The organism is Chromobacterium vaccinii, assembly GCF_001855275.1.
GTDB classification, from domain to species: Bacteria; Pseudomonadota; Gammaproteobacteria; order Burkholderiales; family Chromobacteriaceae; genus Chromobacterium; species Chromobacterium vaccinii.
The window spans coordinates 579,722-604,249 of sequence record NZ_CP017707.1 but is presented as its reverse complement, the minus strand read 5'-3'; the positions used below and the strand labels follow the sequence as shown (position 1 = coordinate 604,249).

The following is a 24,528-nucleotide window of genomic DNA, read 5'->3' as shown; positions in this document are numbered from 1 at the left end:
AATTCGTTTCCGCTTGCAGGCGGACAGATGAATGAATGCATGGCAAAGCGAAGCCGCAACGTTTCGCGTCGTTGCGCGGCGCTTCGCTGGAACCGTCCTATCTGTTTCAGGTCCGAGTTAGATTCGAGACAGGATCCAATCGTCTCTTAACTTGCGGCGAAGTATTTTGAGTAGCAGAACGCAATGTTTCACGTTCAAATTGGCGGGTAAGGCTATGAAGAAAATTTGCATCATCGGAGCATCTGGCAAGCTCGGGCAATACATGGTCCAGCATGCGCTGGACCGCGGATACGAGGTCGTCGCAGTCTGCCGCGCGGCAAGCGTCGGGAAGCTGGAGCGTTTCAAGGATCGAATTGCGATTCTTCCTGGCGCGACGGATGATCGGCGCGTAGTGGAACAGGCTGTGGCAGGGTGCGATGGAGTCCTGACCGTACTGGTGCCATGGGGCATGCAAAAATACTCCACGGGAACCGCTCAGGCTGTTCTTGATTTCGCACCGCCACGCGCACGGCTGGTTTTTTCATGCGGCTGGCACATCACGCGTGATGGGCGCGACGTCTATCCCTTGTCCATCAGAGCTGCGGTCCTCATCGGCGGCTGGCTGATGAGAGTGCTTCGCATCGGCGAAATCAATGACCAAGTTGAAGCGTTCCGGCGCATATTTTCCAGTAATACGCGTTGGACCGTGGTTCGAGGAAGCAATCTAGAAGAGGGCGCAAGCCAGGGCTTGCCGGTTTGGAGCCAGCACGTGGGCGACGCCATTCTGGCCAGCAACATCACGCGTCGAGTTGACTTCGCGATGTTCATGGTGGAAGCGCTGAGCAATGATGAGCTAATCCAGCAAGCGCCGGCTATTGTGGGCTGCCAGACGCCGTCCGCTCTGACAGCTGCGTCGGCAACTTAGTCAAAACAGCCGGTAACCCGCCATGCCAGCCCCGTACAGTCTGTTCGTGGATACGAATTTTGCCATCGGACTCGACGACATCCTGCCTCTCATTGATTCGCATAATCTATATTATGTCAAATCTTGTATGGAGCGGATTTTCAAGCAAACAGCAAAAATGCTGGTGACACGATTCATGTCGCTCCTACGCAACACTCAGCAGAAACTGACACAGGTCTCTTACCTCGCGTCGGTTTCTGCATCATGACTAGGCCGTTTGCTAACTTCCATTGCCGCCCGGATGACCTCTACCGGGCGCTTTGTTTTGGTGACATTGAGGAAATGGCCGCCGAACTCGGCGTCAGCGCGCAACAACTGGCCTACTGGCGTCGTGGCCGTGAACCCGTGCCGAAGGCGGTCTTTCTGTGGCTGAACCATCGCTCTGATACGACCCTGGGCAAGCAGTTTGGTCCGTTCTGGGGTTTCCGCCTCAGCCGTTACGGCGAAGCCCTGGAGTGTCCGGCAACCGGCGTTCGCATCCCCTACGACGAAATCGCCATGTTGCCGGAGTATCGGCGCTTGAGTCGGCTGGTGAAGCAGCAAGCCGAGCTGATTGAACGCCTGATGACCGAGCGCGACTTCTACCAGTCGAACTGTCACCAACAGGCCCGCGCCGGCTGGCTGATCAATCAGATATTTCCGACTGATGGGGATTGATATCTTAGAATGACGAAGTCATTCCAAGATGCTTGCCACACTACTCCGCAACCCCACAGGAGGCTGACTAATGTTAGATGCTGACCAAGATGCAATCGATAACCCTGAAGATGGTGTAGGTGAGGCGGCAGATGATCCAGCTATTGCCAAGCAAATAAAAATAGAAAGAGAAAAAAAGGAGTTGCTCAACAATGTGGCAGGTTGCAATTACAGTCATCAAATAACTAGAGTTGCCGGAATATTGAATTTGTACCCAGATGCACGAAATAGTGACATTACTTTGACGATTAAATATTGGGAAACCTTTCAGCCGGAGATATATAATCCAGCTGGGATTTTGCCGCAGGACCTATTCAAGCTCGAACGGTTGCATTATATCGTGCGCGCGCGAGCAAAAATACAAAACGAGTATGGATTATTTCCAGCAAGTCAAGCAGTCTCAAGGTTTCGGAAGAAAAATGAAGAGGCGATGCTTGATGCGGTAATTTCAAATCCCGCTCCTAAAAACGTAATAAGCATTTTTTCAGACGAGACTGGAAAAACGCATGACTTTGTAATTGTTGCATCTGTTTGGGTTCTGGGTGGTAGAGCAACTTTTAAGATTGCAGATGCCATAAAAAAATGGAAAGAAAACTCCCTTTGGGCGAAGAGAGAAATTCATTTTGCCAAATTTGGCAATAGGGATATGGAGCCATTGCTAGAGTATTTGAATGTAATCGCCAGCAACAGTGAATTTTTAAGTTTTAAAGTAATCGCTGTTCAGCGAGCTCGAACCAGAAGAAGCATCGAAGACGTTGTGGCGAAGCTGCATGAGTATATGCTTGTAAAGGGAGCTGAGCATGAGGTGGCACAAAACAGAATAACCCTGCCCAGGGAAGTTGATGTGACGCTTGATGAAGAACAATCGCTGGATGCTATTGCATTGGAAGAGATAAAAAATAATGCAAATCAAAGCATTCGGCACAGATATGGCGATCAATTAACTATTGCTGAAGTTAGAACGATTCCTTCGCAAAAAAGTCCATTAATTCAACTTGCGGATGTCGTGGCTGGAGCCGTTCATAGGAAATTAAATTTCCCGGAGGAGCGTGGCCATAAGGATGAAATGGCAGCTGCCATTATAAATACGCTAAACATTGCCTTGGAAACTGAAGATGTTCCTGGCTTGGATGTGTCGGCGCTATTTAAAATCTAATCCCTCGCCGGGAGCATCCATCCGGGGATGATTGGCTTTGCCATCACCCCGGACGGCTGTCCGGAGGGTATTTCAGCTGGTGGGGGCATCAATGACCGGCCGCCGCAAAGAATGCGGTCTCCCGAGCCGGTCATTGACACCCTGAAGCGTGACTGGCGCGCCCGATGGCGCGATTAAGCGATTGCATCTGTTTCCGGGTTTGTCCGCTGAGCCAGGACGGTATCTCTATGCATGAATATTTTCCGTGGATCATATAGCGCGCATGGCCAACTATCGAACGCGGCGACGGAGTCGTGAACGTACTCTTCAAAGAACTCGCTGATGTAGCTGGGCAATGGCTTGGGATCGATCCAAGCGCTATAAATTAGCTCCTCGTAGTCGTTTCTTGGCCGACCTACTGTTTCACTGCCCACACGCTCATAAGGGTCCTTAATGAACGGAATACGATTTACAAGGCGCTTGTGCTCTGTGACTAACTCTTTGCCCTGCCCTGTCGCATCCTTCATCTTACGACTAGCCCACATTTTTTCATTCTTCTCGACCTTGATGCGTTCCGCAGGGGCTGATAAGCATGCGGAACAGTCAGCCTCTTTTGCCAAGCCAGTAAACAATCTAGTCTTATCGCCACTCCGTTCTACATCCGCGTGCCACCTGAAGAATACAGGTCGATGCCCTTGCACTGCTTCGACTAGGTTATTGGCAGGAGCCTTAACATAGTCCATGTAAGCTTTATATTTTTCGACTAATATATTTTTGTCCTGAGGGCGAAATTCTGGCGATAAGTCTGCGTCCATTTCGGGAATGGATTTCAAGCCGACGCCAGCTTTCAATGCCTCTAAGTACATTTCGCGCAGAGGTATTTTGGTGTATTCCAGACTGCGGCCTTGTTCGTTCGGGTAATAGCCGCCGCCTACATCGGAATGCACGCCGGGATAGACAACTTCTTCACTATTGTCGGGATAGTTGTTTTTGTATTCGATGGAATCCAACGGGAAGGCTTTACGGACTTCATGCGCGGCAACGAGATGGACGCAGCGCTTTACAGCGGACGGCACGCGCAAGTCTTTGGCCCAGTCCGCGTGCAACTGCGGCCCACCCACCGAAGCCACAGTATCAAACAGGCCGAGGAAGCCGATTTCCAAGGGAACAGTCATGCCGTAGTAGTCGAGTTTGTAAACCAGTCGGCCATTCGAATCTGTTCCGGATTTCTCATTGAGCAGCTTGTTTACGAATGCTCGGGCAAGTGTTGCCCCACGCGAGAAACCTATTACATCCACCCGGAGCATTTTGATATGCGATATTGCTGTTGTGTAGTTCTTGCCAAGCGTTTTTTCAATATAGAGGATGGCATCTTTTAAGCGCATCTCTCCGCCTGAGCCAAAGCCAGCACCCATGTTGCCGCCTTTGTCCACACCTACTTCTGGATTGTCCTTAGGGGCGTATTCAGTTCCTACGCCAGTGATATATCGAGGATAGAACTCTGTTCCCCGGTCCCTGTAGGCGGACAAGAATAGCCGCGCAACGTTGGATTTGTTGTCGGGCGAGTTATTTAAATTATTCATTGTTCCATCAAAAAAAATGGTAAATTTCGGATAAAATTTACACTCTACTTTTCCGATGGTGGGTGCTTCGCGCTTGAGTCTTGCTATTCGTGCCGAAGCATGGGCTTCATCTAGTTCCTTGTCCTCAATATATCCCCCAGCCTGCCTGAGTCCCATTTACCTATCCTCGCAATCATAGCTCTTAGAGTATTTGAGCTCTACATCCTCGAGCCCTTTGATTACTAGACACATCACGTCCTCGCTGTTCTTGTAGTCATTGGGAATGATGCGAGGTAAGCGCTTAGGAAGATTAACGGTTACTTCTTTCGTGACTGCGGGAGTTAGGACTTTACCCTCGATATAGTTACCATCCTTCCCCATTACGAGCGGCTCAGTAATTCGACTCCATCTCAGCTCAACCTTCACTGGCTTTTTTAAATCTACTATATTGAAACAGCACGAAGAGCCAGCCGTTCCAGGTTTTCCGCCTTTGGCGGCATCTGCTAAGCCTCCGCCATTATGGCCATCATCTAAACGAAAAAAAACACCCCGCTCGACATAGTTTAGGGCAGCGTTATCTAGGTTGATTCCCTTTTTCAAGTAGGGATCATTGGATTCCGCTGCATTGGTGGCGGCGCAGGAGGTCAAGACAAAGGCCAGCAATATGCTGGCCAGGGGGGAGGAGATTTGTTTCATTGTCTTATAGTTGCGGCAGTTATAAGCAAGCTAGCACCATACCACAATGCCGCATTCGTGCACCTGTCCTTTTGTGAATGATAAACGGATGGTCCGGCTGGGCCGCTACCGCACATTCTTGATCAAGTACACGAGCAGCACCGGCACGCCGACGGCGGCAATCACGAAGCAGGCAATCCACAAATAGAATTCCATCCTTATCCCCTCCCCTTTATGAATGGCTGTCCTGGCGCTTCTCTACCGGCGAATCCTGGCGATGTCGATCAAACATGTTCGGCTTGTGCGAGCTGTCGCCCAGCATCTGAATGCCGCTGCCCTGCTCTTTTTGCGCTGGCGTGGGCTCGATCTTGGCCACGGGCGCGGGGGCTTCCCTATTCACCTCTGTATAAGGATTGAAGCGCGGGGCGTTCATTTCTTCCCGGCATTGCGCTTCCGTCATCTGAATCCGCGTTCCCTGTTGGGTGTAGGCATGGCAGGTGTGACGATTGGCGATGAAGGCGACGGCTTGCGGCATCTGCCTGACCTGGCGCATCTGGTCATACGCCGGCGCGGTTTCGGGGCGACCTGCTAGGCGTGGGTTTTCCGCTTCAAACAGGCTGGCGGCGGTCACGGCCGGTTGTGGCGCAGCGGCGGGCTGTGGCAGTGCTGGCGCGGCATCGGGCGAGGCCTGGGCGTTGGCGGGAGCCGGCTTGCCGGCGTCCGGGTCCATCTTGTCGCTGATGGAGCGAAACGACAGCCAGCCGAGGGCAAGCACGGTCACCAGGGCAGCGCCCAGCAGCCAGACATAGCCGGGAATGCTCTTGCTTTGCTTCAGGTGCAGCGAGGCCGACTTGTATTGCTCGAACGCTTTCTTGGGCAGCTTGTAGCGTCGGCGGGCGGCAACGTCGCGCGAGGCCTTGGACTTGGGGTCGCCGCATTCCGACCATTCGTAGAGCTGGCGGCCGAGCGCCATATTGCGGATGTGCAGATGGCGCCCGATCAGCGATTTGATATTGGAGTCGATCAGGTGCGGCCCCTGGGTGATCAACCAGAAATCGACGCCGGTATGGCGGTGCGTTTCGAACGCGGCGACGATGTCCGGCACCTTGGACGCGGCCGAGCGCGGCCGGTAGACGTTCTGCGCTTCGTCGATGACGATGATGGCGTTCGGCGGGAAGGTGAACACCGGGCGCGTGAGCGTCGGGTCTTCCGGCAGCGCAACCTGTTCCGTCCATTCGGCAATCGGCGGCGTCGGCTGGTGGGTGATCTTCAGCTCGGGAATGCCCATCACGAACAGCGGCCGGTTGCCGACCTCTTCCATTAATAAGGAGACGGCCAGCGCGGTCTTGCCCGCCCCGGGCTCTCCGGTAATCAGCGTCAGCATGGATCAACTCCGTTTGAATTCGATGCGTTTGAAGACGTTCATGGACAGGCGGAAGGCGAACGCGCCAATGACGATGCCCAGCGCTTCGCCCAGGCCGGCGAGGCCGAGCAGATTGGCGGCGATGGACGGAATGCCGCTGAGATTGGCTTGTATCGCCTGATTGAGCTGATCGACGATCAGTTGAATGCCGGTGTAGGTGACGACGGACAGCCCCAGGCTGACCAGGATCTGGCCGATGATGGGCTTGACCATGCCGACCAGGAACGAACTCATGGTGGCCATTAGCTACCCTCCCCCTTTCTGGCACCGAAGATGATGAAGTACGCGACGATGACGGCGGCCAGGAGGATCAGCGCGCGAATGGCGGTGGCGAACTTGCAGAACCATTCGAACGAGTACGAGAAGTGCTGGCCGTTCGACAGCGTGAATTCGTAGTTCGGCGGACAGGTCGCCGGCATGGAGAAGGCTTTCGGGGAGAACGAGACTTCCCGCTTTTCCTCTGGGATCGGCACGGTAGGCGGGTCGCCCCACTTGCTGCAGCCGATGGAGTCGGGGTACTTGTCGCAGTCGGTTTGCTGAGGCTCTGACGGTGGCGGCTTGTTGGTGGTGCTGGTCGAGGTGGACGTTGAGCAGCTGCCGGCCCCGGTGCAGCTGTTGACCGTGGTGGTCGAGGTGGTGCTTTGCTCGAAGCCGATGGGCTTGCCCATCAGACCGCCCCCGGTGGGCTTGTAGGTGGTTTGCGTCTGCGTTTGCGTGGTGACGGTGGAGCCGTCGGGGCGGGTTTCGGTGCTGGAGCCGATTACGGTCTTGGGGCCGGTCACCGGATCGCCGCTGACGCTGGATTCGCCGGCATCGTCCATTTCCAAGATCGTGCCATCCTTGGCCACCGCTTCAATCAGCGGCTTGTACAGCTTCAGAATGACGTCATCGGCCATCGCATCGACATCGGCGTCGTTCACCTTGCTTCGCGGCACCGGCGTGCGGAGGGGAATGCTGGGGTCAGTCTGTTTGAAGTGGAGATCGGCCACGACGCCGCCGCATATCGAAACCACCACCGCGTCGGGTTTGGTCTCGTATGAGGGGAAGTAGTATTGTCGGTTGCAGCTGTTTTTATGATCGTCGTAAAACCGATCCAGGCAGGTGGAGAGCGATTTCGCCTTCGGGTAATCCCAGCAGGCCACCGGATAGTCGGGGTTGTAGCCCTGGTACGGGTCGCGCCCGCTGCCCGTGCCGGTGGAGCCGGCATTGGTGGGCCGGGTCCATTCCTGGGCGTCGCCCATCCATTCCCAGCCCTTCTCGATGGCGTAATCAATGGCGATGCTGGCCGCCGCGCCGCCGATCATGCCGCCGAGCCCGCCGCGCATGTTCTTGCGCAACGCCGGGCCGATGCGTTCGGACAGCGATTTCGCCGGGATTTTGTAGTGATCGAACATCCGGCCCTGAATCATATTGGATTCCATGCCGTAAGCGATCTGCGTCGTGACGCCGAGGGATTTTCGGTCGTCCAGATAGACTTTCATGATGGTGCCGGACAGGCGTTCTTTATCCGCCGCGGTGGTGGCCTTGCGGGTGATCTGGTCGCCGTAGCGGTAATAGGTGCCGACCTGATAGCCGCCGGCCTGCGCCGGGGGAACGAGAAGGCCGAGCAGCACGGCCAGGAACAGGATGGGCGGGGTGGTCATTTGAGGATCACCCAGCCCGCCAGGATTACGGACAGAAAGCCCGCCAGGAAGTAGACGCTCATGTTTGCAAAGTCCTGCGCAAGACAACGATGCCCCAGGCGATGAAGGCCGGCAGCAGCACCAACCAGCCCAGCGCCACGCCGTCGCGAACCTGTTCGGCCGGGTTGCATTCCGGCAGCTGGGGCGAGATGGAAATGCTGGAGGTTAAAACGGCCCGTTGCGGGCCGTTTTGGTAGGTGTTCAGCTGCCAGCCGGCCCCGGTTTTTTCAAAGGCGCTATAACCGGTATCCGAGAGGCGCGGCGCGGTGGCGCTGTAGTAGGCGTCTGCCGCGTCAGCCAGATTCGAATAGCAGGCCGTGCCGACGCTGTAGCCCATGTCACAGCGCCTTGCGCAGCCACTTGAAGCCGAAGATGCCGACGATCACCGCCAGCACCAAGCCGCCCAGGATGGCGGCGTCCTTGCCGGCGCTGGTGATGGAGGCTTTGACCTCTTCCGGCACTTCCGCCAGCGCGGAGGCGGCGACGGTGGTCATAGCGGCGGCCAAGGCGGCGCGGGAGCCGTAGCGGCGAGCGATTTCACGGAATTTCATGTTGTTCTCCTTACGATTACGCGCTGAGCGCGGGATGTGCTACGAGGTAGCACGGTGCACATCGAATTGGCGTGGCCAATCGAATTCAGTTAGTGAATCCAGGGTGAATCCGATGGCGGAGAGGAGCCATCAAAGTCAGCGCTGGAGTCCTGTTCATCTAGCAGTCCGTCCCGGAATGCGGTCCGGCTGGCTATCCGGATTTCGGATCGCGTACAGTTATTGACACGAGTCCAAGGGCGGCTTGCGCCGCCATATGCCTCTCGCTGCGCTCGCGTCACATGGCCGTCGGCTGCGCCTGTCTGTGTCGTCAACGTCCATGTGTGTACGCGCGAAATCGTGATGTCGGTCATCGGAACATCCAAAGCGGGATGCTGGCCGAGGCTGAGCTCGACGCCGCGCACGATGGCGGATTCCTCGCCATAGCGATTCGTGACGGCTTCACGGTATGGCCGGCACCGCAGGTCTTTGCGGGAGATTTGCGCCCCGCCCTGGAGCCGGACGTATTCCGCCCAGTCGCTGGCATCGGCGGCATGCGCCAAGGGCGCCAGTTCGGCGCGCACTTCGTCGGGGTCCAGCCGGCGCAGCTCTCGCCAGACCGTGACCGGCACGCAGCCGATTTGCTGGAACTGGCGAATGCCCCACCCTGCCCAGGCTTCGACCCGGAGCGCGGTTTCGCAGAAGCGGGCCGGATTGGATGGGCTCGACTCGCCGTCAAAGTCCGGCAGGTCCTGGCCGGAAGCGGCGCGGCCGTCCACGTTCTTGGATATGTATTTGGCGACATAGCCGCAGGCGGAGCCGCGCACCATGTCGATGCGCTTGAAGGTGCAGCGGCGACGCCATGCGCCCTTCTCCAGCGGATCTATTTGCAAGGCGTAGTGGCGCAGGATGCGGCGGATTTCCTTGCGTTCGGCTTCATCGAAGAACAGCACCATGTGCCAATGCGGCGTGCCGTCGTGATGCGGTTCGGCCACGCGGAAGCCGTACACGCGGATGTCCTTGCGGTGGAGCTTGGCGCGGGCGCGGGACCAGACCCGTTGCAGATGGGCTTGCGCCTCGCGCGGGCCAACCTTGGGGTCATAGTTGGGGTTCGGCGCGCCAGACTTGGAAAGCCGCGCATGGTAAGCTCCTGGGCAAGTCAGCGTGTAGAAGTCGCAGGCGTGGCCCTGCTCTTTCGCGTAGGTCTCGAAGCCGCGCAGACGGACCATCAGTTCGGCGCGGCGGATGATGGGGTTCGACGGCGACACCGCCGCCAGATCGGCAAGACTGAATTCTTGTCCCAGCTCGTTGACGACAAGAAGCGTGGACAGCAATTCATTGTTGCGGCGCTTGCGGGCGCGCTTGCGCTTTACGGCGTCGTCTGAGGCGTATAGCCCGGCGCGATTATGCACACGTCCGGCAAGTCGGGCTCCTCGCTCCGCAAGACGAGCGTGAGCCGTCCTAATCTGGCGACGCCAGAATGATGGGTCAGCGGCGCGACTCCATACGCTTTCTTCTGTGTGCGGCTGTCGTGTCCAGTCCGGTAGGTGAAGATGGTAGAGTCCGGCCAGCGCTTCGACATCAGCAAGAGAAGCGCCACACCGCCGCAACCAAGTCGCACGCCGAGCAAGTGCCTTCGCCTTTTCATGGATGGAGTCCTCGTCCAGGAGCAGACGGCGAGGCATGCCGATTTCCCGGATCGCCTCTGTCGTCAGGTTCAGCCACGCGTTAGCCTCGGGGCTGCGCAGCCAGGATGCCGGCGTCGCGGGTTGCGCCAGCCGGGCAAGCCATTCATCGCTGATGGTATCCGTCAGCGCCGACGGCAAGCCCTTCAGGTGCGGCTTGAGGTAGGCGCGGTTCGGGATCAAAAGCGAATGGATGTTCACGGTTACAACTCCACGAATTCCATGGGGGTCAGGAAGGTCAGGCCCTTGGGTGTGCGATAGATGGCCAGCTGTTCGGGCGTGTACTCGTTGAAGAACTGCGCGCCCAGCTTGTCGAGCTCGACCTTTTCGGAAGCCGTCAGCTGATTGAAATGGACGCGGTTCCAGTCCCAAAAACGGGGGCTATGCGGCATCAGCTCGGGCAGATTGGGCGCGAAGTTCATGGTTAGGCCGCCTTGTCCTTACCCGGGGCCGGAACGCGCTGGGTGACAGCTTGGCCGATGAGCTTGGTGCACTCCTCCACTGCGACCAGCTGGGCGTCCACGGCCAGAGAGTCGTAACGGTCCGAATAGATCGATGTCGGGGACAGCATGTAGAAGCCCGGCTGGTAGGGCTTTTGATCATCCGGCAGGCGCAGCTTTACTTCCGTCGGGTAGCGCTTGAGGCTGCTGGTATCGGGATCGAACAGATGGGCGTAAACGACCTGGTTGCGGATTTTCCAAGGCTGGCCGTTATCGCGGGTTCCGGTGCGCTCTTGCACGTCGGCGCGCTCTACTTCGATGACGATCATGTCGGGACTCCCCTGCTAGAATTGGTAACGAAAATCACGAATCATGACCAGCTGGTCATGGCAAAAATAGGCTAGCATGACCAACTGGTAATGCTCAACGGGGGACTGACATGCGTCTAAGCACCGACTATCTGAAAGAAGCAATGGAAAAGATTGGCGAAGATAGCCAAGCAAAGGCCGCGAAAGTGCTCAAAATCACCCCGACAGCCTTAAGCCGGTATCTGAATGGCGAGCGAACGATGGATGAATTTACATGCATCATGGTTGCCAAAATTCTTGGCATCGACGGCATGGAAATCATCGCGGCAGCGCAAATGGAACGAGAGAAAGACGAGGAACGGCGGGAGATTTGGGCGGATTTTCGGAAAAAGTTCGACGCCAAGGTGGGGATCGTCGGACTAAGCCTAGCCCTGGCACTGGGGAGCCTCACTCCGGATAAAGCAATGGCTAATTCGGCATATGTTGAGCGCAACGCCCATGACATTTCTATATTATGTCAAATCTTGTACGTGCCATTTGTAAGCAAACCAGACGCTTACTGGTGACACGAGTCATGTCGCTCCTACGCAACACTCAGCAGAAACTGACACAGGTCTCTTACCTCGCGTCGGTTTCTGCATCATGACTAGGCCGTTTGCTAACTTCCATTGCCGCCCGGACGACCTCTACCGGGCGCTCTGTTTTGGTGACATTGAGGAAATGGCCGCCGAACTCGGCGTCAGCGCGCAACAACTGGCCTACTGGCGACGTGGACGCGAGCCGGTGCCGAAGGCGGTCTTTCTGTGGCTGAATCATCGCGCTGATACGACCCTGGGCAAGCAGTTCGGCCCGTTCTGGGGTTTCCGCCTCAGCCGTTACGGCGAGGCCCTCGAGTGTCCGGCAACCGGCGTTCGCATCCCCTACGACGAAATCGCCATGTTGCCGGAGTATCGGCGCTTGAGTCGGCTGGTGAAGCAGCAAGTCGAGCTGATTGAACGTCTGATGACCGAGCGTGATTTCTATCAGTCGAATTGCCACCAGCAGGCTCGCGCCGGCTGGCTGATCAATCAGATTTTTCCACCTGAAAGTAACTAATACCCTAGAATGACAAAGGCATCACAACCTAGGGGGGCCTATGTCGCACAGTGAAATTCGAAACTCGACGAGAATTCGTTTGCTTGACAAAGTCCGTGGTCATGATTATGGCAAGTATCTATTTAAAGCCAGTATCGTTCGTATTAGAGGATTCTCAGGCGAAGACATCACATTTGATTTTCCTGTCACGGCACTTATTGGTCCCAATGGTAGTGGGAAATCAGCCGTCCTTGGAGCTGCCGGATGTGCATATAAGCCCGTTAAGCCAGGAACCTTTTTCCCAAAAAGTGCGGTTGGGGATGAGTCAATGGGTGGCTGGAGAGTTGAGTACGATTTAATTGATAAGCGGCTCAATCCTAGGCAGCTAATCCGACGAACATCAAACTTCAGGCAGGCAAAATGGGTGCGCGGTGATGTTGTAGATAGAGAGGTTCTCTTTTTTGGCATTGAGCGAACAGTCCCTGCCGGTGAGAAAACTAGATATAAAGCACTCGCGCGATCAACTTATATTCACAAGCTACCTCTTAAGCAACTAAATGGAGAGGTGGCAACTCAGGTTGAACATGTTTTAGGGAAATCGGTAGCAGATTACCGAGTAACCCAGTACGGATTTGATGATACCTTTTTTGTAGGAAAAACAGGTCACAACAACTATTCTGAGTTTCACTTTGGTGCTGGTGAGTCCTCTATTATTAGAATGATTACCCGCATAGAGCAAGCTCCAGAAAATAGTTTAATTCTAATTGAGGAAATTGAGAATGGACTTCACCCGGTAGCAACTCGGAGAATGGTTGAGTATCTTATCGAGGTTGCAGAGAGGAAATCTATTCAAGCAATTTTTACCACGCATAGCGACTACGCCCTTTCAGTACTGCCTGATGAAGCTATTTGGGCATGCATTGATGGTAGGCTCAGGCAAGGAAGGTTATCTGTAGAGGCACTGAGGGCAGTTTCAGGCCGGGTTGATAAAAAACTTGCTATTTTTGTGGAGGATGAATTTGCCAAGGCGTGGGTTGATACTATCCTTAGAGAAAAACTGGCTGCTGATTATGATCAGATAGAGGTGCATGCAGTTCATGGGGATGGAAATGCAGTAGCTACACATCGCAGCCACTCAACAAACCCTGCTGTCACCTTTAAGTCGCTATGCGTTATAGATGGTGACTCATCGCAGCACGAAGATAAAGATGCGGGCATTATCCGCCTCCCAGGTACGCAGCCCGAATTGACTGTGTTTGAAAGTATACGTGGGAAGTTGGATGAAATTTTGGCTGTCCTTACTGTTTCGTGTCAACGGGCTCCGGAAGCGCAGGAGTCAGTCCGCAGAAGTATTGAAGAGATAATACGAACCAACAGAGATCCTCATCTTCTATACAATCAGCTTGGCATAAAAATTGGCTTTATTTCAGAGCCGATAGTTCGAGGTGCATTTTTGACTTTGTGGGTCAGAACAAACCAAGAGTATTGCCAAGAACTAGCCACTCGAGTTCAAAGTCTCATAAAGGCAGTTAGTAACTAACCCCCTCGCCGGGAGCATCCGCTCCGGGGATGATTGGCTTTGCCATCACCCCGGACGGCTGTCCGGCAGGGTATTTCAGTTAGTGGGGGCATCAATGACCGGCCGCCGCAAAGAATGCGGTCTCCCGAGCCGGTCATTGACACCCAGCAAGGCGTCTAGCGCGCTCGATGGCGCGACTGATGGCAAAGACAAGACGTTAGGGTTTCGTGACCTTCAGATTTTCTGCATCCAGCACCCACCCTTTTCTATCCCCGCAAATTACCTCGGTGTAGGCGTCCACCTTACCGTAGACAGTCTCCCCTACTTTGCAGGCAGTCCCCGATTTGCCCGTGAACGCAGGCTTGTCGCGCGCATCATTGATCGCCGCATAGACTGCGGTATCTCGAGTCACGGTTGCATCTGTGTCGGGCGAGGAGCATCCAGCCAGGGCGGCAAGCGCCGCCAGTGTCAAAGCAGGTTTCATCGCTCTGTATAGTGCGACCTAGGCAATTGCATCTGTCTCAGGTCTTGCTATCTGAGCCATTACGGTATCTTCATGCATGAATATTTTCCGTGGATCATATAGCGCGCATGGCCAGCTATCAAATGCGGCGACGGAATCATGCACATACTCTTCAAAGAACTCGCTAATGTATTTAGGCAACGGATTCGGATTAGTCCAGGCACTGTATATGAGTTCCTCATAATCTGTCCTTGGCCGATCGACGTTTTCATTGCCTACGCGCTCATAAGGGTCTTTGATGAAAGGAATGCGATTTACAAGACGCTTATGCTCTGTAACCAACTCTTTGCCCTGCCCTGTCGCATCCTTCAGCTTGCGGCTCGCCCACAGCTTTTCATTTTTCTCGACCTTAATGCGTTCCGCAGGAGCGGATAAGCACGCGGAGCAGTCGGCTTCAGCGGCTAGCCCGGCAAACAGCCTAGTTTGATTCTTGCTACGCTCCACATCCGCATGCCATCTAAAGAATACAGGGCGATGCGCTAGCACTGCCGCGACCAGATTGTCGGACGGACCTCTCACATATTCCATATATTGATGATACTTATTAACGAGATCGTCTTGATCGATCGGGGTGAACTCGCTTCTACGGCTTTTTGACATTTCATCAAACGATTGCAGTCCTACACCGGCTTTTAGCGCCTCTAAATACATCTCCCGCAGAGGTATTTTGGTGTATTCCAGACTGCGGCCTTGTTCGTTCGGATAATAGCCGCCGCCTACATCAGAATGCACGCCGGGATAGATAACTTCTTCACTATTGTCGGGATAGTTGTTTTTGTATTCGATGGAATCCAACGGGAAGGCTTTACGGACTTCATGCGCGGCAACGAGATGGACGCAGCGCTTTACAGCGGACGGCACTCGCAAGTCTTTGGCCCAATCCGCGTGCAGCTGCGGCCCGCCCACCGAGGCCACAGTATCAAACAGGCCGAGGAAGCCGATTTCCAAGGGAACAGTCATGCCGTAGTAGTCGAGCTTGTAAACCAGCCGGCCATTCGAATCTGTTCCGGATTTCTCGTTGAGTAGCTTGTTTACGAATGCTCGGGCAAGTGTTGCCCCGCGCGAGAAACCAATGACATCCACCCGGAGCATTTTGATATGCGCAATGGCCGTTGTGTAATTTTTGCCTAATGTCTTCTCAATAAAAAGGATGGCGTCCTTCAGGCGCATATCGCCACCCTTGCCGAAGCCGGCACCCATATTGCCGCCTTTATCTACGCCAACTTCGGGATTGTCCTTGGGTTCATATAAGGTGCCAACCCCGGTTATATAGCGGGGATAGTATTCTTTGCCTCTGTCGTCATAGGCGGCCAAGAACAAGCGGGCCACATTGGACTTATTATCTGGCGAGGTATTCATATTGTTCATTGTGCCATCAAAAAAGATGGTGAACTTCGGAAAGAACTTGCATTCAATTTTCTCTTTCCAAGTTTTACCGCCGAGCTCACAAGACAGCCTTGCCATTTTTGCAGTCTTGTGAGCAATTGCTAATTCATCATCTTCAATATATTTTCCCGCCTGCCTGAGAGTCATTTATTTATTTATCCCCGCAGTCGTATTTGTCAGCGTACTTCAATTCAACCTTTTCAAGGCCTCTGATTACTACGCACATCACATCTTCACTGTTTATGTGATCATTCGGAATAATGCGCGGCAGGCGCTGAGGAAGACTTACAGTTACCACTTTTTTCTCAGGAGGAATTAAAACCTTTCCCTCTATGTATCGATGATTAGGGCCCATTACAAGCGGCTCGGTAACGGCATCCCAATTCAATTCAACCTTCACCGGCTTCTTCAGGTCGGTTATGTTGAAACAACACATAGAACCGCCCGTGCCTGGCTTTCCATCTTTTGCGGCCGTCGGGGCTCCTCCTCCATTGACCCCATCATCCAAACGGAAGAACACTGCCCGATTAACATAGTTCGCAGAATAGACGCTTAAGCCAATGCCATTCCTCAGGTAAGGATCATTGGATTCCGCTGCATTGGTGGTGGCGCAGGAGGTCAAGACAAAGGCCAGCAATATGCTGGCCAGGGGGGAGGAGATTTGTTTCATTGTCTTATAGTTGCGGCAGTTATAAGCAAGCTAGCACCATACCACAATGCCGCATTCGTGCACCTGTCCTTTTGTGAATGGTGAATGGGTTTTGGCTACTCAGCTACCGCACATTCTTGATCAAGTAGACGAGCAGCACCGGCACGCCGACGGCTGCAATCACGAAGCATGCGAGCCACAAATAGAATTCCATCTCTACCCCCTCCCCTTTATGAATGGCTATCCTGGCGCTTCTCTGCCGGCGAATCCTGACGATGGCGATCAAACATGTTCGGCTTGTGCGAGCTGTCGCCCAGCATCTGGATGTTGCCGCCCTGCTCTTTCTGCGCCGGCGTGGGCTCGATCTTGGCCACGGGCGCGGGGGCGTCCCTGTTCACCTCTATATAAGGATTGAAGCGCGGGGCGTTCATCTCTTCTCGGCATTGCACTTCCGACATTTGAATCCGCGTGCCTTGTTGGGTGTAGGCGTGGCAGGTGTGGCGATTGGCGATGAAGGCCACCGCTTGCGGCATCTGCCTGACCTGGCGCATCTGGTCATACGCCGGCGCGGTTTCGGGCCGTCCGGCTAGTCGGGGGTTTTCCGCTTCAAACAGACTGGCGGCGGTCACGGCGGGTTGTGGCGCAGTCGCGGGTTGTGGCGCAGTCGCGGGCTGTGGCAGCGGTGGCGCGGCATCGGGCGAGGCCTGGGCGGCGGGAGCCGGCTTGCCGGCGTCCGGGTCCATCTTGCTGCTGATGGAGCGGAACGACAGCCAGCCCAGGGCGAGCACGGTCACCAGGGCAGCGCCCAGCAGCCAGACGTAACCAGGGATGCTCTTGCTTTGCTTCAGGTGCAAGCTGGCGCTCTTGTATTGCTCGAACGCTTTCTTGGGCAGCTTGTAGCGTCGGCGGGCGGCAACGTCGCGCGAGGCCTTGGACTTGGGGTCGCCGCATTCCGACCATTCATACAGCTGGCGGCCGAGCGCCATATTGCGGATATGCAGATGGCGCCCGATCAGCGATTTGATATTGGAGTCGATCAGGTGCGGCCCCTGGGTGATCAACCAGAAGTCGACGCCGGTATGGCGGTGGGTCTCGAACGCGGCGACGATGTCCGGCACGCGGGAGGCGGCCGAGCGCGGCCGGTAGACGTTCTGCGCTTCGTCGATGACGATGATGGCGTTCGGCGGGAAGGTGAAGACGGGGCGGAACAGGCTCGGGTCCTCTGGCAGCGGCTGTAGCTTGGTCCACTCGGCAATGGGCGGCGTCGGTTCGTGGGCAATCTTCAGCTCGGGGATGCCCATCACGAACAGCGGCCGGTTGCCGACCTCTTCCATCAGCAGCGATACGGCCAGCGCGGTCTTGCCCGCCCCTGGCTCTCCGGTAATCAGCGTCAGCATGGCTCTAGCTCCGTTTGAATTCGATGCGTTTGAACACGTTCATGGACAGGCGGAAGGCAAACGCGCCGATGACAATGCCCAGCGCTTCGCCCAGGCCGGCGAGGCCCAGCAGATTGGCTGCGATGGACGGAATGCCGCTGAGATTGGCTTGTATCGCCTGATTGAGCTGATCGACGATCAGTTGAATGCCGGTGTAGGTGACGACGGACAGGCCCAGGCTGACCAGTATCTGGCCGATGATGGGCTTGACCATGCCGACCAGGAACGAACTCATGGTGGCCATTAGCTACCCTCCCCCTTTCTGGCGCTGAAGATGATGAAGTAGGCGCTGATGAGCGCGGCCAGGATGATCAAGGTCCGGATGGCGCTGGCGTACTTGCAGAACCATTCGAATGAGTACGAGAAATGCTGGCCGTTCGACAGCGTGAATTCGTAATTCGGCGGACAGGTTGCCGGCATGGAGAAGCTTTTCGGGGAGAACGAGACTTCCCGCTTTTCCTCCGGGATCGGCACGGTAGGCGGATCGCCCCACTTGCTGCAGCCGATGGAGTCCGGGAATTTCTCGCAATCGGTCTTTTCCGGGGCGGAGGGTTCCGGCGCGGGCTTGTTGGTGGTGCTGGTCGAGGTGGACGTTGAGCAGCTGCCGGCCCCGGTGCAGCTGTTGACCGTGGTGGTCGAGGTGGTAGTTTGCTCGAAGCCGATGGGCTTGCCCATCAGACCGCCCCCGGTGGGCTTGTAGGTGGTTTGCGTCTGCGTTTGCGTGGTGACGGTGGAGCCGTCGGGGCGGGTTTCGGTGCTGGAGCCGGTGACGGTCTTGGGGCCGGTCACCGGATCGCCGCTGACGCTGGATTCGCCGGCATCGTCCATTTCCAAGATCGTGCCATCCTTGGCCACCGCCTCAATCAGCGGCTTGTACAGCTTCAGAATGACATCGTCGGCCATCGCATCGACATCGGCGTCGTTCACCTTGCTTCGCGGGACCGGCGTGCGGAGGGGAATGCTGGGGTCAGTCTGTTTGAAGTGGAGATCGGCCACGACGCCGCCGCATATCGAAACCACCACCGCGTCGGGTTTGGTCTCGTATGAGGGGAAGTAGTATTGTCGGTTGCAGCTGTTTTTATGATCGTCGTAAAACCGATCCAGGCAGGTGGAGAGCGATTTCGCCTTCGGGTAATCCCAGCACGCCACCGGATAGTCGGGGTTGTAACCCTGGTAAGGATCGCGTCCGCTGCCGGTGCCGGTGGAGCCGGCATTGGTGGGCCGGGTCCATTCCTGGGCGTCGCCCATCCACTCCCAGCCCTTTTCGATGGCGTAATCGATGGCGATGCTGGCCGCCGCGCCGCCGATCATGCCGCCGAGCCCGCCGCGCATGTTCTTGCGCAGTGCCGGGCCGATGCGTTCGGACAAGGATTTCGCCGGGATTTTGTAGTGATCGAACATCCGGCCCTGAATCATATTGGATTCCATGCCGTAAGCGATCTGCGTCGTGACGCCGAGAGATTTTCGGTCGTCGAGATACACCTTCATGATGGTGCCGGACAGGCGTTCTTTATCCGCCGCGGTGGTGGCCTTGCGGGTGATCTGGTCGCCGTAGCGGTAATAGGTGCCGACCTGATAGCCGCCGGCCTGCGCCGGGGGAACAAGAAGGCCGAGCAGCACGGCCAGGAACAGGATGGGCGGGGTGGTCATTTGAGGATCACCCAGCCAGCCAGGATTACGGACAGGAAGCCCGCCAGGAAGTAGACGCTCATGTTTGCAAGGTCCTTCTCAGCACAACGATGCCCCAGGCGATGAAGGCCGGCAGCAGCACCAACCAGCCCAGCGCCACGCCGTCGCGAACCTGTTCGGCCGGGTTGCATTCCGGCAGTTGGGGCGAAATGCCGACGCTGGAAGTTAAAACGGCCCGTTGCGGGCCGTTTTGGTAGGTGTTCAGCTGCCAGCCGGCCCCGGTTTTTTCGAAAGCCGAATAGCCGTCATCCGAGAGGTGCGGCGCGGTGGCGCTGTAGTAGGCGTCTGCCGCGTCAGCCAGATTCGAATAGCAGGCCGTGCCGACGCTGTAGCCCATGTCACAGCGCCTTGCGCAGCCACTTGAAGCCGAAGATGCCGACGATCACCGCCAGCACCAAGCCGCCCAGGATGGCGGCGTCCTTGCCGGCGCTGGTGATGGAGGCTTTGACCTCTTCCGGCACTTCCGCCAGCGCGGAGGCGGCGACGGTGGTCATGGCGGCGGCCAGAGCGGCGCGGGAGCCGTAGCGGCGAGCGATTTCACGGAATTTCATGTTTTTCTCCTAGAGTTGGCGTGCTACGAGTAGCACTTGGACACATCATCGAAAAAACTACACACCACAAACGAATTGCCGAGAATGAAGCGAGCGGTGTCGATCGCTGATTCGGGGTTGTCAAATCGACCCGCGCCCGACAGAAACTTGGTGAACCCGACGTCACCATCCAATGGACACAGGAACTGTCCCGTGTCCTTGTCCTGCACTACCCAGACGGGGCCGATCATGGTTAGCCCTGCCCTTGCGCGGCTGCGCCCTTGGCGGGCGTCACGCCGACGATCACGGTCTTGGAGGTCTTGCCGTTGGTCACCATCTCCAGCTCGCACATCGCCAGGAACGGGAACGGCAAGTTCTTGATCTTTTCGAAGTTGGCGGAGTCGCCCCAGGCCATTTCTTGCGCGGCCGTGCCGACGGCGTTGCCGTTCTGGTCATTGAGCGGCACCTCGACGAACAGCTTGGTGTTGTCGTAGAGCGTGCCGTCTACCGTGTCTTTGAAGCGCTTCGCGCCGATGACCTTCATTTGAGTTTGGAAACGCATGCTGGAAATCTCCTATGGATGGCGTCTTCCCTGCTGCCAGCGATCCGCCGTAATCGCTGAGGGTGATGGGTTAGGCGTGGGCGAAGCGGGCGCCGGCGTGCCACTCTTCCCGCGCCATCCTGACAAAGGCGTCGGTGTCGTAATCGACATGGGCGTAGTCGTGGACGAAGTCTTGATTGCCGAGCTCGCAGCTGATGTGCGCCAGCTTCAGGCGTTGCGGATAGCCGGCTTCGGGCCGGGCGAGGCGTTCGACGATGGATTCCACCGACCAGGACGCCACCTCTCGCATGTAATTCACCAGCCGCCCCACCTGCAGCGCCGCATAGTGCAAGTGATGGTCAAGGCTGTATTCCTGGCCCTTGATGATGGTCTCGATGCGTTCCGGGGTTTTCATGCCCTTGAAGCGGGCGAAGGCGGGATAGGCTCCGGCCAGATAGCTGCCGGCGTTGAGCAGGATCTCCAGCGGAATGATGCGGTCCACGCCCTTGAACTCGACCTCGACGCGGAACCAGTTGCTGGACGGGCTGCCCAGCTGTTTGCCCTTCTCGTATCCCCGGCAGAACTTGCCGTTCTTGCGTTTGCCGACGTAGAGGGTCCGGCCGGAGCCGTCCGGGTTGTCCCAATCGCCGTGCCGTTCCACGAAGGGATTGCGTCCGCCGCAGTTGAATCGGCCCGCCCTCACCTCTTCATTCATCACGTCGGCGTTGTAGTCGCCGTTGAAGTCGTCGTAAGCGCAGTCCACCCGCGTCAGGCGCGGATTTTCAGCCTCATGCTGCAGGAAGTCGTACAGGCGCTTTTCCCAGCCCGAGTTAGCCGCATTGCAGCCGGTGGCTGTCAGCTGGATCAACATCGTATTGCGCTGGCCGCCGAAGGACAGATTGCCGTAGCAAACGTCTTCCTGGCCGAGCACCCAGGTGTCCCGGTAGAAGTTCATCCCCTTCGGCCGCTTGTGGGAGACGCCGAAGCCGAATATCTGGAACAGCCTCTGTGACATGGTCAGGATGTATTCATCATCCGCCACCATCATGTGGCCGGCGATGACGTGACAGGTCGATTCATGGATCGTGAACGACACTTGGTCGATGTGCGCCAAGTCATCGCCCCACCCTGCCCGCACCATCACTTGCTTGATCTCGCCATTCTCCAAAACGAGGCTGATTTGCTGCAGTTCCGGGCTGAGGTCCTGCGCCTCTGCCTGCGGTGCAGACTTTCCCCCCGTGTTACTAGTGGGGGGAAGCGCGCGCCGTGCTGCTCGCTGGCGCTCGCTATCACGTCCCGCGCCGCCCCATGCGCCAATGCGCGGCAACGAAAGCCAGTAGCGCAGATCGCGTTTCTTGGCCATGTTCGGCATGGCAATCGGCATGTCGGGGTCGAATATGGCGCGATAGCGCGGCTCTGTGCCTGTCTCGCGGCGGACATCATGCGCCTCAAGAACCACATGGCTATTGCGCCCCATATCTTCCTCCCCTGCTAGAATTGGTAATATGCTCAAGTCCACGGGTGAGGACTTTGCGCAATGCTAAGTCCACACATGAGGACAACACAAGGGGGTACTGACACCATGAAGCCGAGCATCGAATACCTACAGGACGCGATTGAAAAGCTAGGAGTTGAAAACGACTCGAAAGCGGCAGCGGCCCTGAAGATCAGCAAACAAGCCATCTGCAGCTATAGATCGGGCGAGCGAATCATGGATGACTTCACGTGCATCATGGTCGCAAAGACGCTTGGTATTGACGGGATGGAAGTGATTGCAGCCGCTCAGATGGAGCGCGAGAAAAACGAGGAACGGCGGGAGATTTGGGCTGATTTTCGGAAAAAGTTCGGCGTCAAGGCGGGGATCGCCCAGGATTGGCAATGACAAAAAGGTAGACAATGAAGGTTTTCCTTGCCGGAGTCCTATCGTGAGCTACCTACTTGTTTTTGTCCTGCTGCTTCTGGCCCTTCTCGCCTTCATCGTTCTGGCCCTAAAGAAAACATCAGGAACGCCCCGCCCAGGCCATGCCCAAGCCAGTAAGAGCCGCTTCTTCCTCAAAAGGAAGCAACTGCTGACAGGCCGCGAGATTGATTGCTACAAGCTGCTGGTCAAGGAGTTGGGGCCAGACTTCATCGTGTTCCCGCAAGTCGCCTTTAGCCAGATCCTCAACGTGACAGGCGGCACGCAGTCCGAAAACAGAAAGCTGTGGATGACCATGAGCCAGAAAGTGGCCGATTTCGTCATCTGCAAAGACGACCTCACCATGCTGGCCATCTTGGAATTGGATGATCGGTCGCACCAGGGCAAGCAAGACAAAGACCGCGCGCGGGATGGCGTTGTGGAAAGCGTTGGACTGAAGGCGCTGCGGATTGCCGGCCCGGCGAAGCAAGAGGACATCGCACGGATCGCCATGAGGCTGCGCGGCATGGCCAGCCCGCAGCCAATGGCGGCAGGCGTGACGTTACAGCCCCCTGCCCCGCGCCGTGACCCGGTTCCGCTGCGCGCCGTGGAGCGGGATACTGGTAGATGACATTGGAATTTTAATCACTCAAAACCAGGGCAAAAACGGGCGGATTTTGGTCAAAATGGGGAAAAAGACGGGTAATACCAGTCACCCGTCTAGGCCGGCTTCGCCGGCTCTGCGGCAATGTCACCACATCACCGGATTGCCCAGGCTCTTGAAGGACATCTTTTCCAGGATGGCCCAGCTTGCTTCGTCTTCAGTCCACGCAAGCGGGACGGCAAGGGTATGAATTTCTCCAGCCTTGTCGCGCGTAGTCAGATAAGCCCGATACCCTAGCCGATCTAGCTCGGCCTCATCAGCCACGACCCGGTGCTGCTTGTCAGATGCGCCACCCATGAAATCAACAATCAAGCCTTGCATGGTGCCCACCTTTTGTGAGGACATACTTCCAATCTAGCGCTGGCGAAAGCATAGGGATGTACGAGGAAACACTTATGAAACCCCGCCAAAGGCGGGGCGTTGCTTTCAAATCGTTGCCGGCTAGATGCTAGCGCCCTGCTCTCAGTTAGTCTGGTCGTAACCAGCTGCAACTTTCCCGCCATCGATGTCTCGCTTAGAGCTGGCGGACTCTTATCCTAGCCAGTCTTAAAGGACAAGCGAATTGCCTGCCCGTGGGTCACGCTGATGCTTGATTGTTTTAGTAAGCAAGCATCTTCGTCTTTGCTTGGCCGGCTCGTTCGTCCAACCGTTGTTCCAGAAGAATCCGGAGACCTTCCGGTTCAAGGTGTTTGCACCACTCTTTGGCGGAAACGGCGTCGTTATAATCGCCCAAGGCTTGCAGCAAGCCGCGCAACTTGTTCAGAAAGCGCTTGTGGTTGCCATCGAGTTCCAGGTCTGAAAAGAACTCGATGGCGTAGCGTAGTTTTTTGCCTTGCTTGCGTAGTTCGTGCAGCTGTTCGGCGGAATGTCCTTTTTGTTTCCATAGTTTGTGCATGCTCGCCCGCTGGCGTTCCAGCGCGTGGCTGGCGAATCGCGGCAGATTGTCGAGATGCGAGGGCGGCAGGCTGGTTAGACCATCCAGCAGGCGGGTTGGAAGCGTGCGCCATCGACGGGAAGCCAGCGCCACGCGGCAGGCCGCCCGGCCATCCCGTCGGGCGGCGCTCAGGGCGACCAGGGCGGGTTTCATCGTTTCGCTGGATAGGCCGACCTGAATGGCCGGCAATGTTTCCAGTGTCAGCACATCCAGATCGCGCGCTTTGCCGAATATGCCCGCCAGCCATTTCAGGTCGCCGGCTATGGTTTTCCACCTCCGGCCGCGGATCAGCGGCGCAAAGGTTTTGAGAGCCGTTCTCAGCCGCCGGATGGCTACCCTGCCCTGATGGATAGGCTCGGCGTCATTCCCTTCGCAAATGCTTGGCGTGTTGGCCATGAGTTGGCGCAAGCACTCCAGAACGATGCGTTTCAGCGCCGCCGCGCAGCTCATTGCGGGGCGCAAGCGTGGAATGCGCGCCAGGGTGCGGCTGCGCATCGAGTAGAAAAATGGACGCTGTTGTCGTTCGAAGTGTTTTTTTGCCATGGCGCCTGTCTCGACTGATCGGCGATGCGGGTATTCATGACTGAGCTTGCTCCCCCAGGAGACCCTT

At 56.5% G+C, this 24,528-nt stretch carries 30 protein-coding genes; 8 read left to right on the top strand and 22 right to left on the bottom strand.

Annotated features, from left to right (window positions below):
- The first annotated feature begins 214 nt into the window (after nucleotides 1–214).
- The 3 genes from BKX93_RS02935 to BKX93_RS23350 all read left to right on the top strand — a co-directional run bounded on the left by BKX93_RS02935 (nucleotide 215) and on the right by BKX93_RS23350 (nucleotide 2,795).
- Nucleotides 215–904 carry an NAD(P)-dependent oxidoreductase gene (locus BKX93_RS02935; RefSeq protein ID WP_046158224.1) on the top strand — a complete coding sequence of 230 codons (690 nt, stop codon included), beginning with the start codon at nucleotides 215–217 and terminating at the stop codon, nucleotides 902–904.
- 243 nt (nucleotides 905–1,147) lie between these two features.
- Nucleotides 1,148–1,600 (top strand): hypothetical protein, encoded by a 453-nt coding sequence (locus BKX93_RS02925; protein WP_145929239.1) that lies wholly within the window; start codon nucleotides 1,148–1,150, stop codon nucleotides 1,598–1,600.
- Nucleotides 1,601–1,670: 70 nt separating this feature from the next.
- Nucleotides 1,671–2,795 carry a DUF3800 domain-containing protein gene (locus BKX93_RS23350; protein ID WP_145929238.1) on the top strand — a complete coding sequence of 375 codons (1,125 nt, stop codon included), beginning with the start codon at nucleotides 1,671–1,673 and terminating at the stop codon, nucleotides 2,793–2,795.
- Between the two features lie 173 nt (nucleotides 2,796–2,968).
- Here the strand turns inward: BKX93_RS23350 and BKX93_RS02915 are convergent, their stop codons facing one another.
- The 10 genes from BKX93_RS02915 to BKX93_RS02870 form a co-directional block, all read right to left on the bottom strand.
- Nucleotides 2,969–4,513, bottom strand: a complete 1,545-nt coding sequence (locus BKX93_RS02915) for a T6SS phospholipase effector Tle1-like catalytic domain-containing protein (RefSeq protein WP_070978656.1) — start codon at nucleotides 4,511–4,513, stop codon at nucleotides 2,969–2,971.
- Nucleotides 4,514–5,032, bottom strand: coding sequence for a hypothetical protein (locus tag BKX93_RS24430; protein ID WP_145929237.1), 519 nt, complete (start codon nucleotides 5,030–5,032; stop codon nucleotides 4,514–4,516).
- A 211-nt stretch (nucleotides 5,033–5,243) separates the two neighbouring features.
- Nucleotides 5,244–6,395, bottom strand: coding sequence for a zonular occludens toxin domain-containing protein (locus tag BKX93_RS02905; RefSeq protein WP_070978652.1), 1,152 nt, complete (start codon nucleotides 6,393–6,395; stop codon nucleotides 5,244–5,246).
- A 3-nt stretch (nucleotides 6,396–6,398) separates the two neighbouring features.
- Nucleotides 6,399–6,677 (bottom strand): DUF2523 domain-containing protein, encoded by a 279-nt coding sequence (locus tag BKX93_RS02900; protein ID WP_021476140.1) that lies wholly within the window; start codon nucleotides 6,675–6,677, stop codon nucleotides 6,399–6,401.
- Complete coding sequence (locus BKX93_RS02895) at nucleotides 6,677–8,077, bottom strand: virulence factor TspB C-terminal domain-related protein (RefSeq protein ID WP_070978650.1); 1,401 nt, start codon at nucleotides 8,075–8,077, stop codon at nucleotides 6,677–6,679. The genes BKX93_RS02900 and BKX93_RS02895 overlap by 1 nt, the downstream gene beginning before the upstream one ends.
- A gap of 58 nt (nucleotides 8,078–8,135) precedes the next feature.
- The gene (locus BKX93_RS02890; RefSeq protein WP_070978648.1) at nucleotides 8,136–8,453 is read right to left on the bottom strand and encodes a hypothetical protein; all 318 of its coding nucleotides are present in this window, start codon (nucleotides 8,451–8,453) and stop codon (nucleotides 8,136–8,138) included.
- Nucleotide 8,454: 1 nt separating this feature from the next.
- Complete coding sequence (locus BKX93_RS02885) at nucleotides 8,455–8,667, bottom strand: major capsid protein (RefSeq protein ID WP_070978628.1); 213 nt, start codon at nucleotides 8,665–8,667, stop codon at nucleotides 8,455–8,457.
- Nucleotides 8,668–8,756: 89 nt separating this feature from the next.
- Nucleotides 8,757–10,529, bottom strand: coding sequence for a replication endonuclease (locus BKX93_RS02880; RefSeq protein WP_083340417.1), 1,773 nt, complete (start codon nucleotides 10,527–10,529; stop codon nucleotides 8,757–8,759).
- A gap of 2 nt (nucleotides 10,530–10,531) precedes the next feature.
- Nucleotides 10,532–10,750 carry a hypothetical protein gene (locus BKX93_RS02875; protein WP_070978645.1) on the bottom strand — a complete coding sequence of 73 codons (219 nt, stop codon included), beginning with the start codon at nucleotides 10,748–10,750 and terminating at the stop codon, nucleotides 10,532–10,534.
- A 2-nt stretch (nucleotides 10,751–10,752) separates the two neighbouring features.
- A complete protein-coding gene (locus tag BKX93_RS02870) occupies nucleotides 10,753–11,097 on the bottom strand; it encodes a single-stranded DNA-binding protein (RefSeq protein WP_070978643.1) in 345 nt (114 codons plus the stop codon).
- A gap of 110 nt (nucleotides 11,098–11,207) precedes the next feature.
- Between BKX93_RS02870 and BKX93_RS02865 the strand changes: the two genes are divergently transcribed.
- From BKX93_RS02865 to BKX93_RS23345, 3 genes are all read left to right on the top strand, one after another.
- Nucleotides 11,208–11,642 carry a helix-turn-helix domain-containing protein gene (locus tag BKX93_RS02865; protein WP_083340416.1) on the top strand — a complete coding sequence of 145 codons (435 nt, stop codon included), beginning with the start codon at nucleotides 11,208–11,210 and terminating at the stop codon, nucleotides 11,640–11,642.
- A gap of 76 nt (nucleotides 11,643–11,718) precedes the next feature.
- Nucleotides 11,719–12,171: a hypothetical protein gene (locus tag BKX93_RS02860; RefSeq protein WP_145929236.1), complete on the top strand. Its 453-nt coding sequence runs from the start codon at nucleotides 11,719–11,721 to the stop codon at nucleotides 12,169–12,171.
- A 79-nt stretch (nucleotides 12,172–12,250) separates the two neighbouring features.
- Complete coding sequence (locus BKX93_RS23345) at nucleotides 12,251–13,690, top strand: ATP-dependent nuclease (protein WP_222103281.1); 1,440 nt, start codon at nucleotides 12,251–12,253, stop codon at nucleotides 13,688–13,690.
- Nucleotides 13,691–13,886: 196 nt separating this feature from the next.
- Here the strand turns inward: BKX93_RS23345 and BKX93_RS02855 are convergent, their stop codons facing one another.
- From BKX93_RS02855 to BKX93_RS02810, 10 genes are all read right to left on the bottom strand, one after another.
- Nucleotides 13,887–14,153, bottom strand: a complete 267-nt coding sequence (locus tag BKX93_RS02855) for a hypothetical protein (protein ID WP_145929235.1) — start codon at nucleotides 14,151–14,153, stop codon at nucleotides 13,887–13,889.
- Between the two features lie 18 nt (nucleotides 14,154–14,171).
- Nucleotides 14,172–15,725 carry a T6SS phospholipase effector Tle1-like catalytic domain-containing protein gene (locus BKX93_RS02850; RefSeq protein ID WP_070978635.1) on the bottom strand — a complete coding sequence of 518 codons (1,554 nt, stop codon included), beginning with the start codon at nucleotides 15,723–15,725 and terminating at the stop codon, nucleotides 14,172–14,174.
- A 4-nt stretch (nucleotides 15,726–15,729) separates the two neighbouring features.
- Complete coding sequence (locus BKX93_RS24425) at nucleotides 15,730–16,248, bottom strand: DUF3304 domain-containing protein (RefSeq protein ID WP_145929234.1); 519 nt, start codon at nucleotides 16,246–16,248, stop codon at nucleotides 15,730–15,732.
- Nucleotides 16,249–16,457: 209 nt separating this feature from the next.
- Nucleotides 16,458–17,624: a zonular occludens toxin family protein gene (locus tag BKX93_RS02845; RefSeq protein ID WP_070978634.1), complete on the bottom strand. Its 1,167-nt coding sequence runs from the start codon at nucleotides 17,622–17,624 to the stop codon at nucleotides 16,458–16,460.
- Nucleotides 17,625–17,628: 4 nt separating this feature from the next.
- Nucleotides 17,629–17,907 (bottom strand): DUF2523 domain-containing protein, encoded by a 279-nt coding sequence (locus BKX93_RS02840; protein ID WP_021476140.1) that lies wholly within the window; start codon nucleotides 17,905–17,907, stop codon nucleotides 17,629–17,631.
- Nucleotides 17,907–19,313: a virulence factor TspB C-terminal domain-related protein gene (locus BKX93_RS02835; protein WP_070978632.1), complete on the bottom strand. Its 1,407-nt coding sequence runs from the start codon at nucleotides 19,311–19,313 to the stop codon at nucleotides 17,907–17,909. Before BKX93_RS02835 ends, BKX93_RS02840 begins: the two co-directional genes overlap by 1 nt.
- Before the next feature lie 58 nt (nucleotides 19,314–19,371).
- Entirely contained in the window at nucleotides 19,372–19,689 is a 318-nt protein-coding gene (locus BKX93_RS02830) for a hypothetical protein (RefSeq protein ID WP_070978630.1), read from the bottom strand.
- A 1-nt stretch (nucleotide 19,690) separates the two neighbouring features.
- A complete protein-coding gene (locus BKX93_RS02825) occupies nucleotides 19,691–19,903 on the bottom strand; it encodes a major capsid protein (RefSeq protein WP_070978628.1) in 213 nt (70 codons plus the stop codon).
- A gap of 232 nt (nucleotides 19,904–20,135) precedes the next feature.
- Nucleotides 20,136–20,444, bottom strand: a complete 309-nt coding sequence (locus BKX93_RS02815) for a hypothetical protein (protein ID WP_070978624.1) — start codon at nucleotides 20,442–20,444, stop codon at nucleotides 20,136–20,138.
- A gap of 70 nt (nucleotides 20,445–20,514) precedes the next feature.
- On the bottom strand, nucleotides 20,515–21,537 hold the full coding sequence (locus BKX93_RS02810) for a replication initiation factor domain-containing protein (protein WP_186009482.1): 1,023 nt from the start codon (nucleotides 21,535–21,537) through the stop codon (nucleotides 20,515–20,517).
- Nucleotides 21,538–22,005: 468 nt separating this feature from the next.
- On the opposite strand from BKX93_RS02810, the gene BKX93_RS25025 reads away from it, so the two are divergent.
- Complete coding sequence (locus tag BKX93_RS25025; protein WP_070978621.1) at nucleotides 22,006–22,305, top strand: hypothetical protein; 300 nt, start codon at nucleotides 22,006–22,008, stop codon at nucleotides 22,303–22,305.
- A 43-nt stretch (nucleotides 22,306–22,348) separates the two neighbouring features.
- Nucleotides 22,349–22,951 (top strand): DUF2726 domain-containing protein, encoded by a 603-nt coding sequence (locus BKX93_RS02800; protein ID WP_070978619.1) that lies wholly within the window; start codon nucleotides 22,349–22,351, stop codon nucleotides 22,949–22,951.
- A 120-nt stretch (nucleotides 22,952–23,071) separates the two neighbouring features.
- Here the strand turns inward: BKX93_RS02800 and BKX93_RS02795 are convergent, their stop codons facing one another.
- Nucleotides 23,072–23,305: a hypothetical protein gene (locus tag BKX93_RS02795; RefSeq protein WP_144408724.1), complete on the bottom strand. Its 234-nt coding sequence runs from the start codon at nucleotides 23,303–23,305 to the stop codon at nucleotides 23,072–23,074.
- A 277-nt stretch (nucleotides 23,306–23,582) separates the two neighbouring features.
- A complete protein-coding gene (locus BKX93_RS02790) occupies nucleotides 23,583–24,461 on the bottom strand; it encodes a CHAD domain-containing protein (RefSeq protein WP_083340413.1) in 879 nt (292 codons plus the stop codon).
- Between the last annotated feature and the right edge of the window lie 67 nt (nucleotides 24,462–24,528).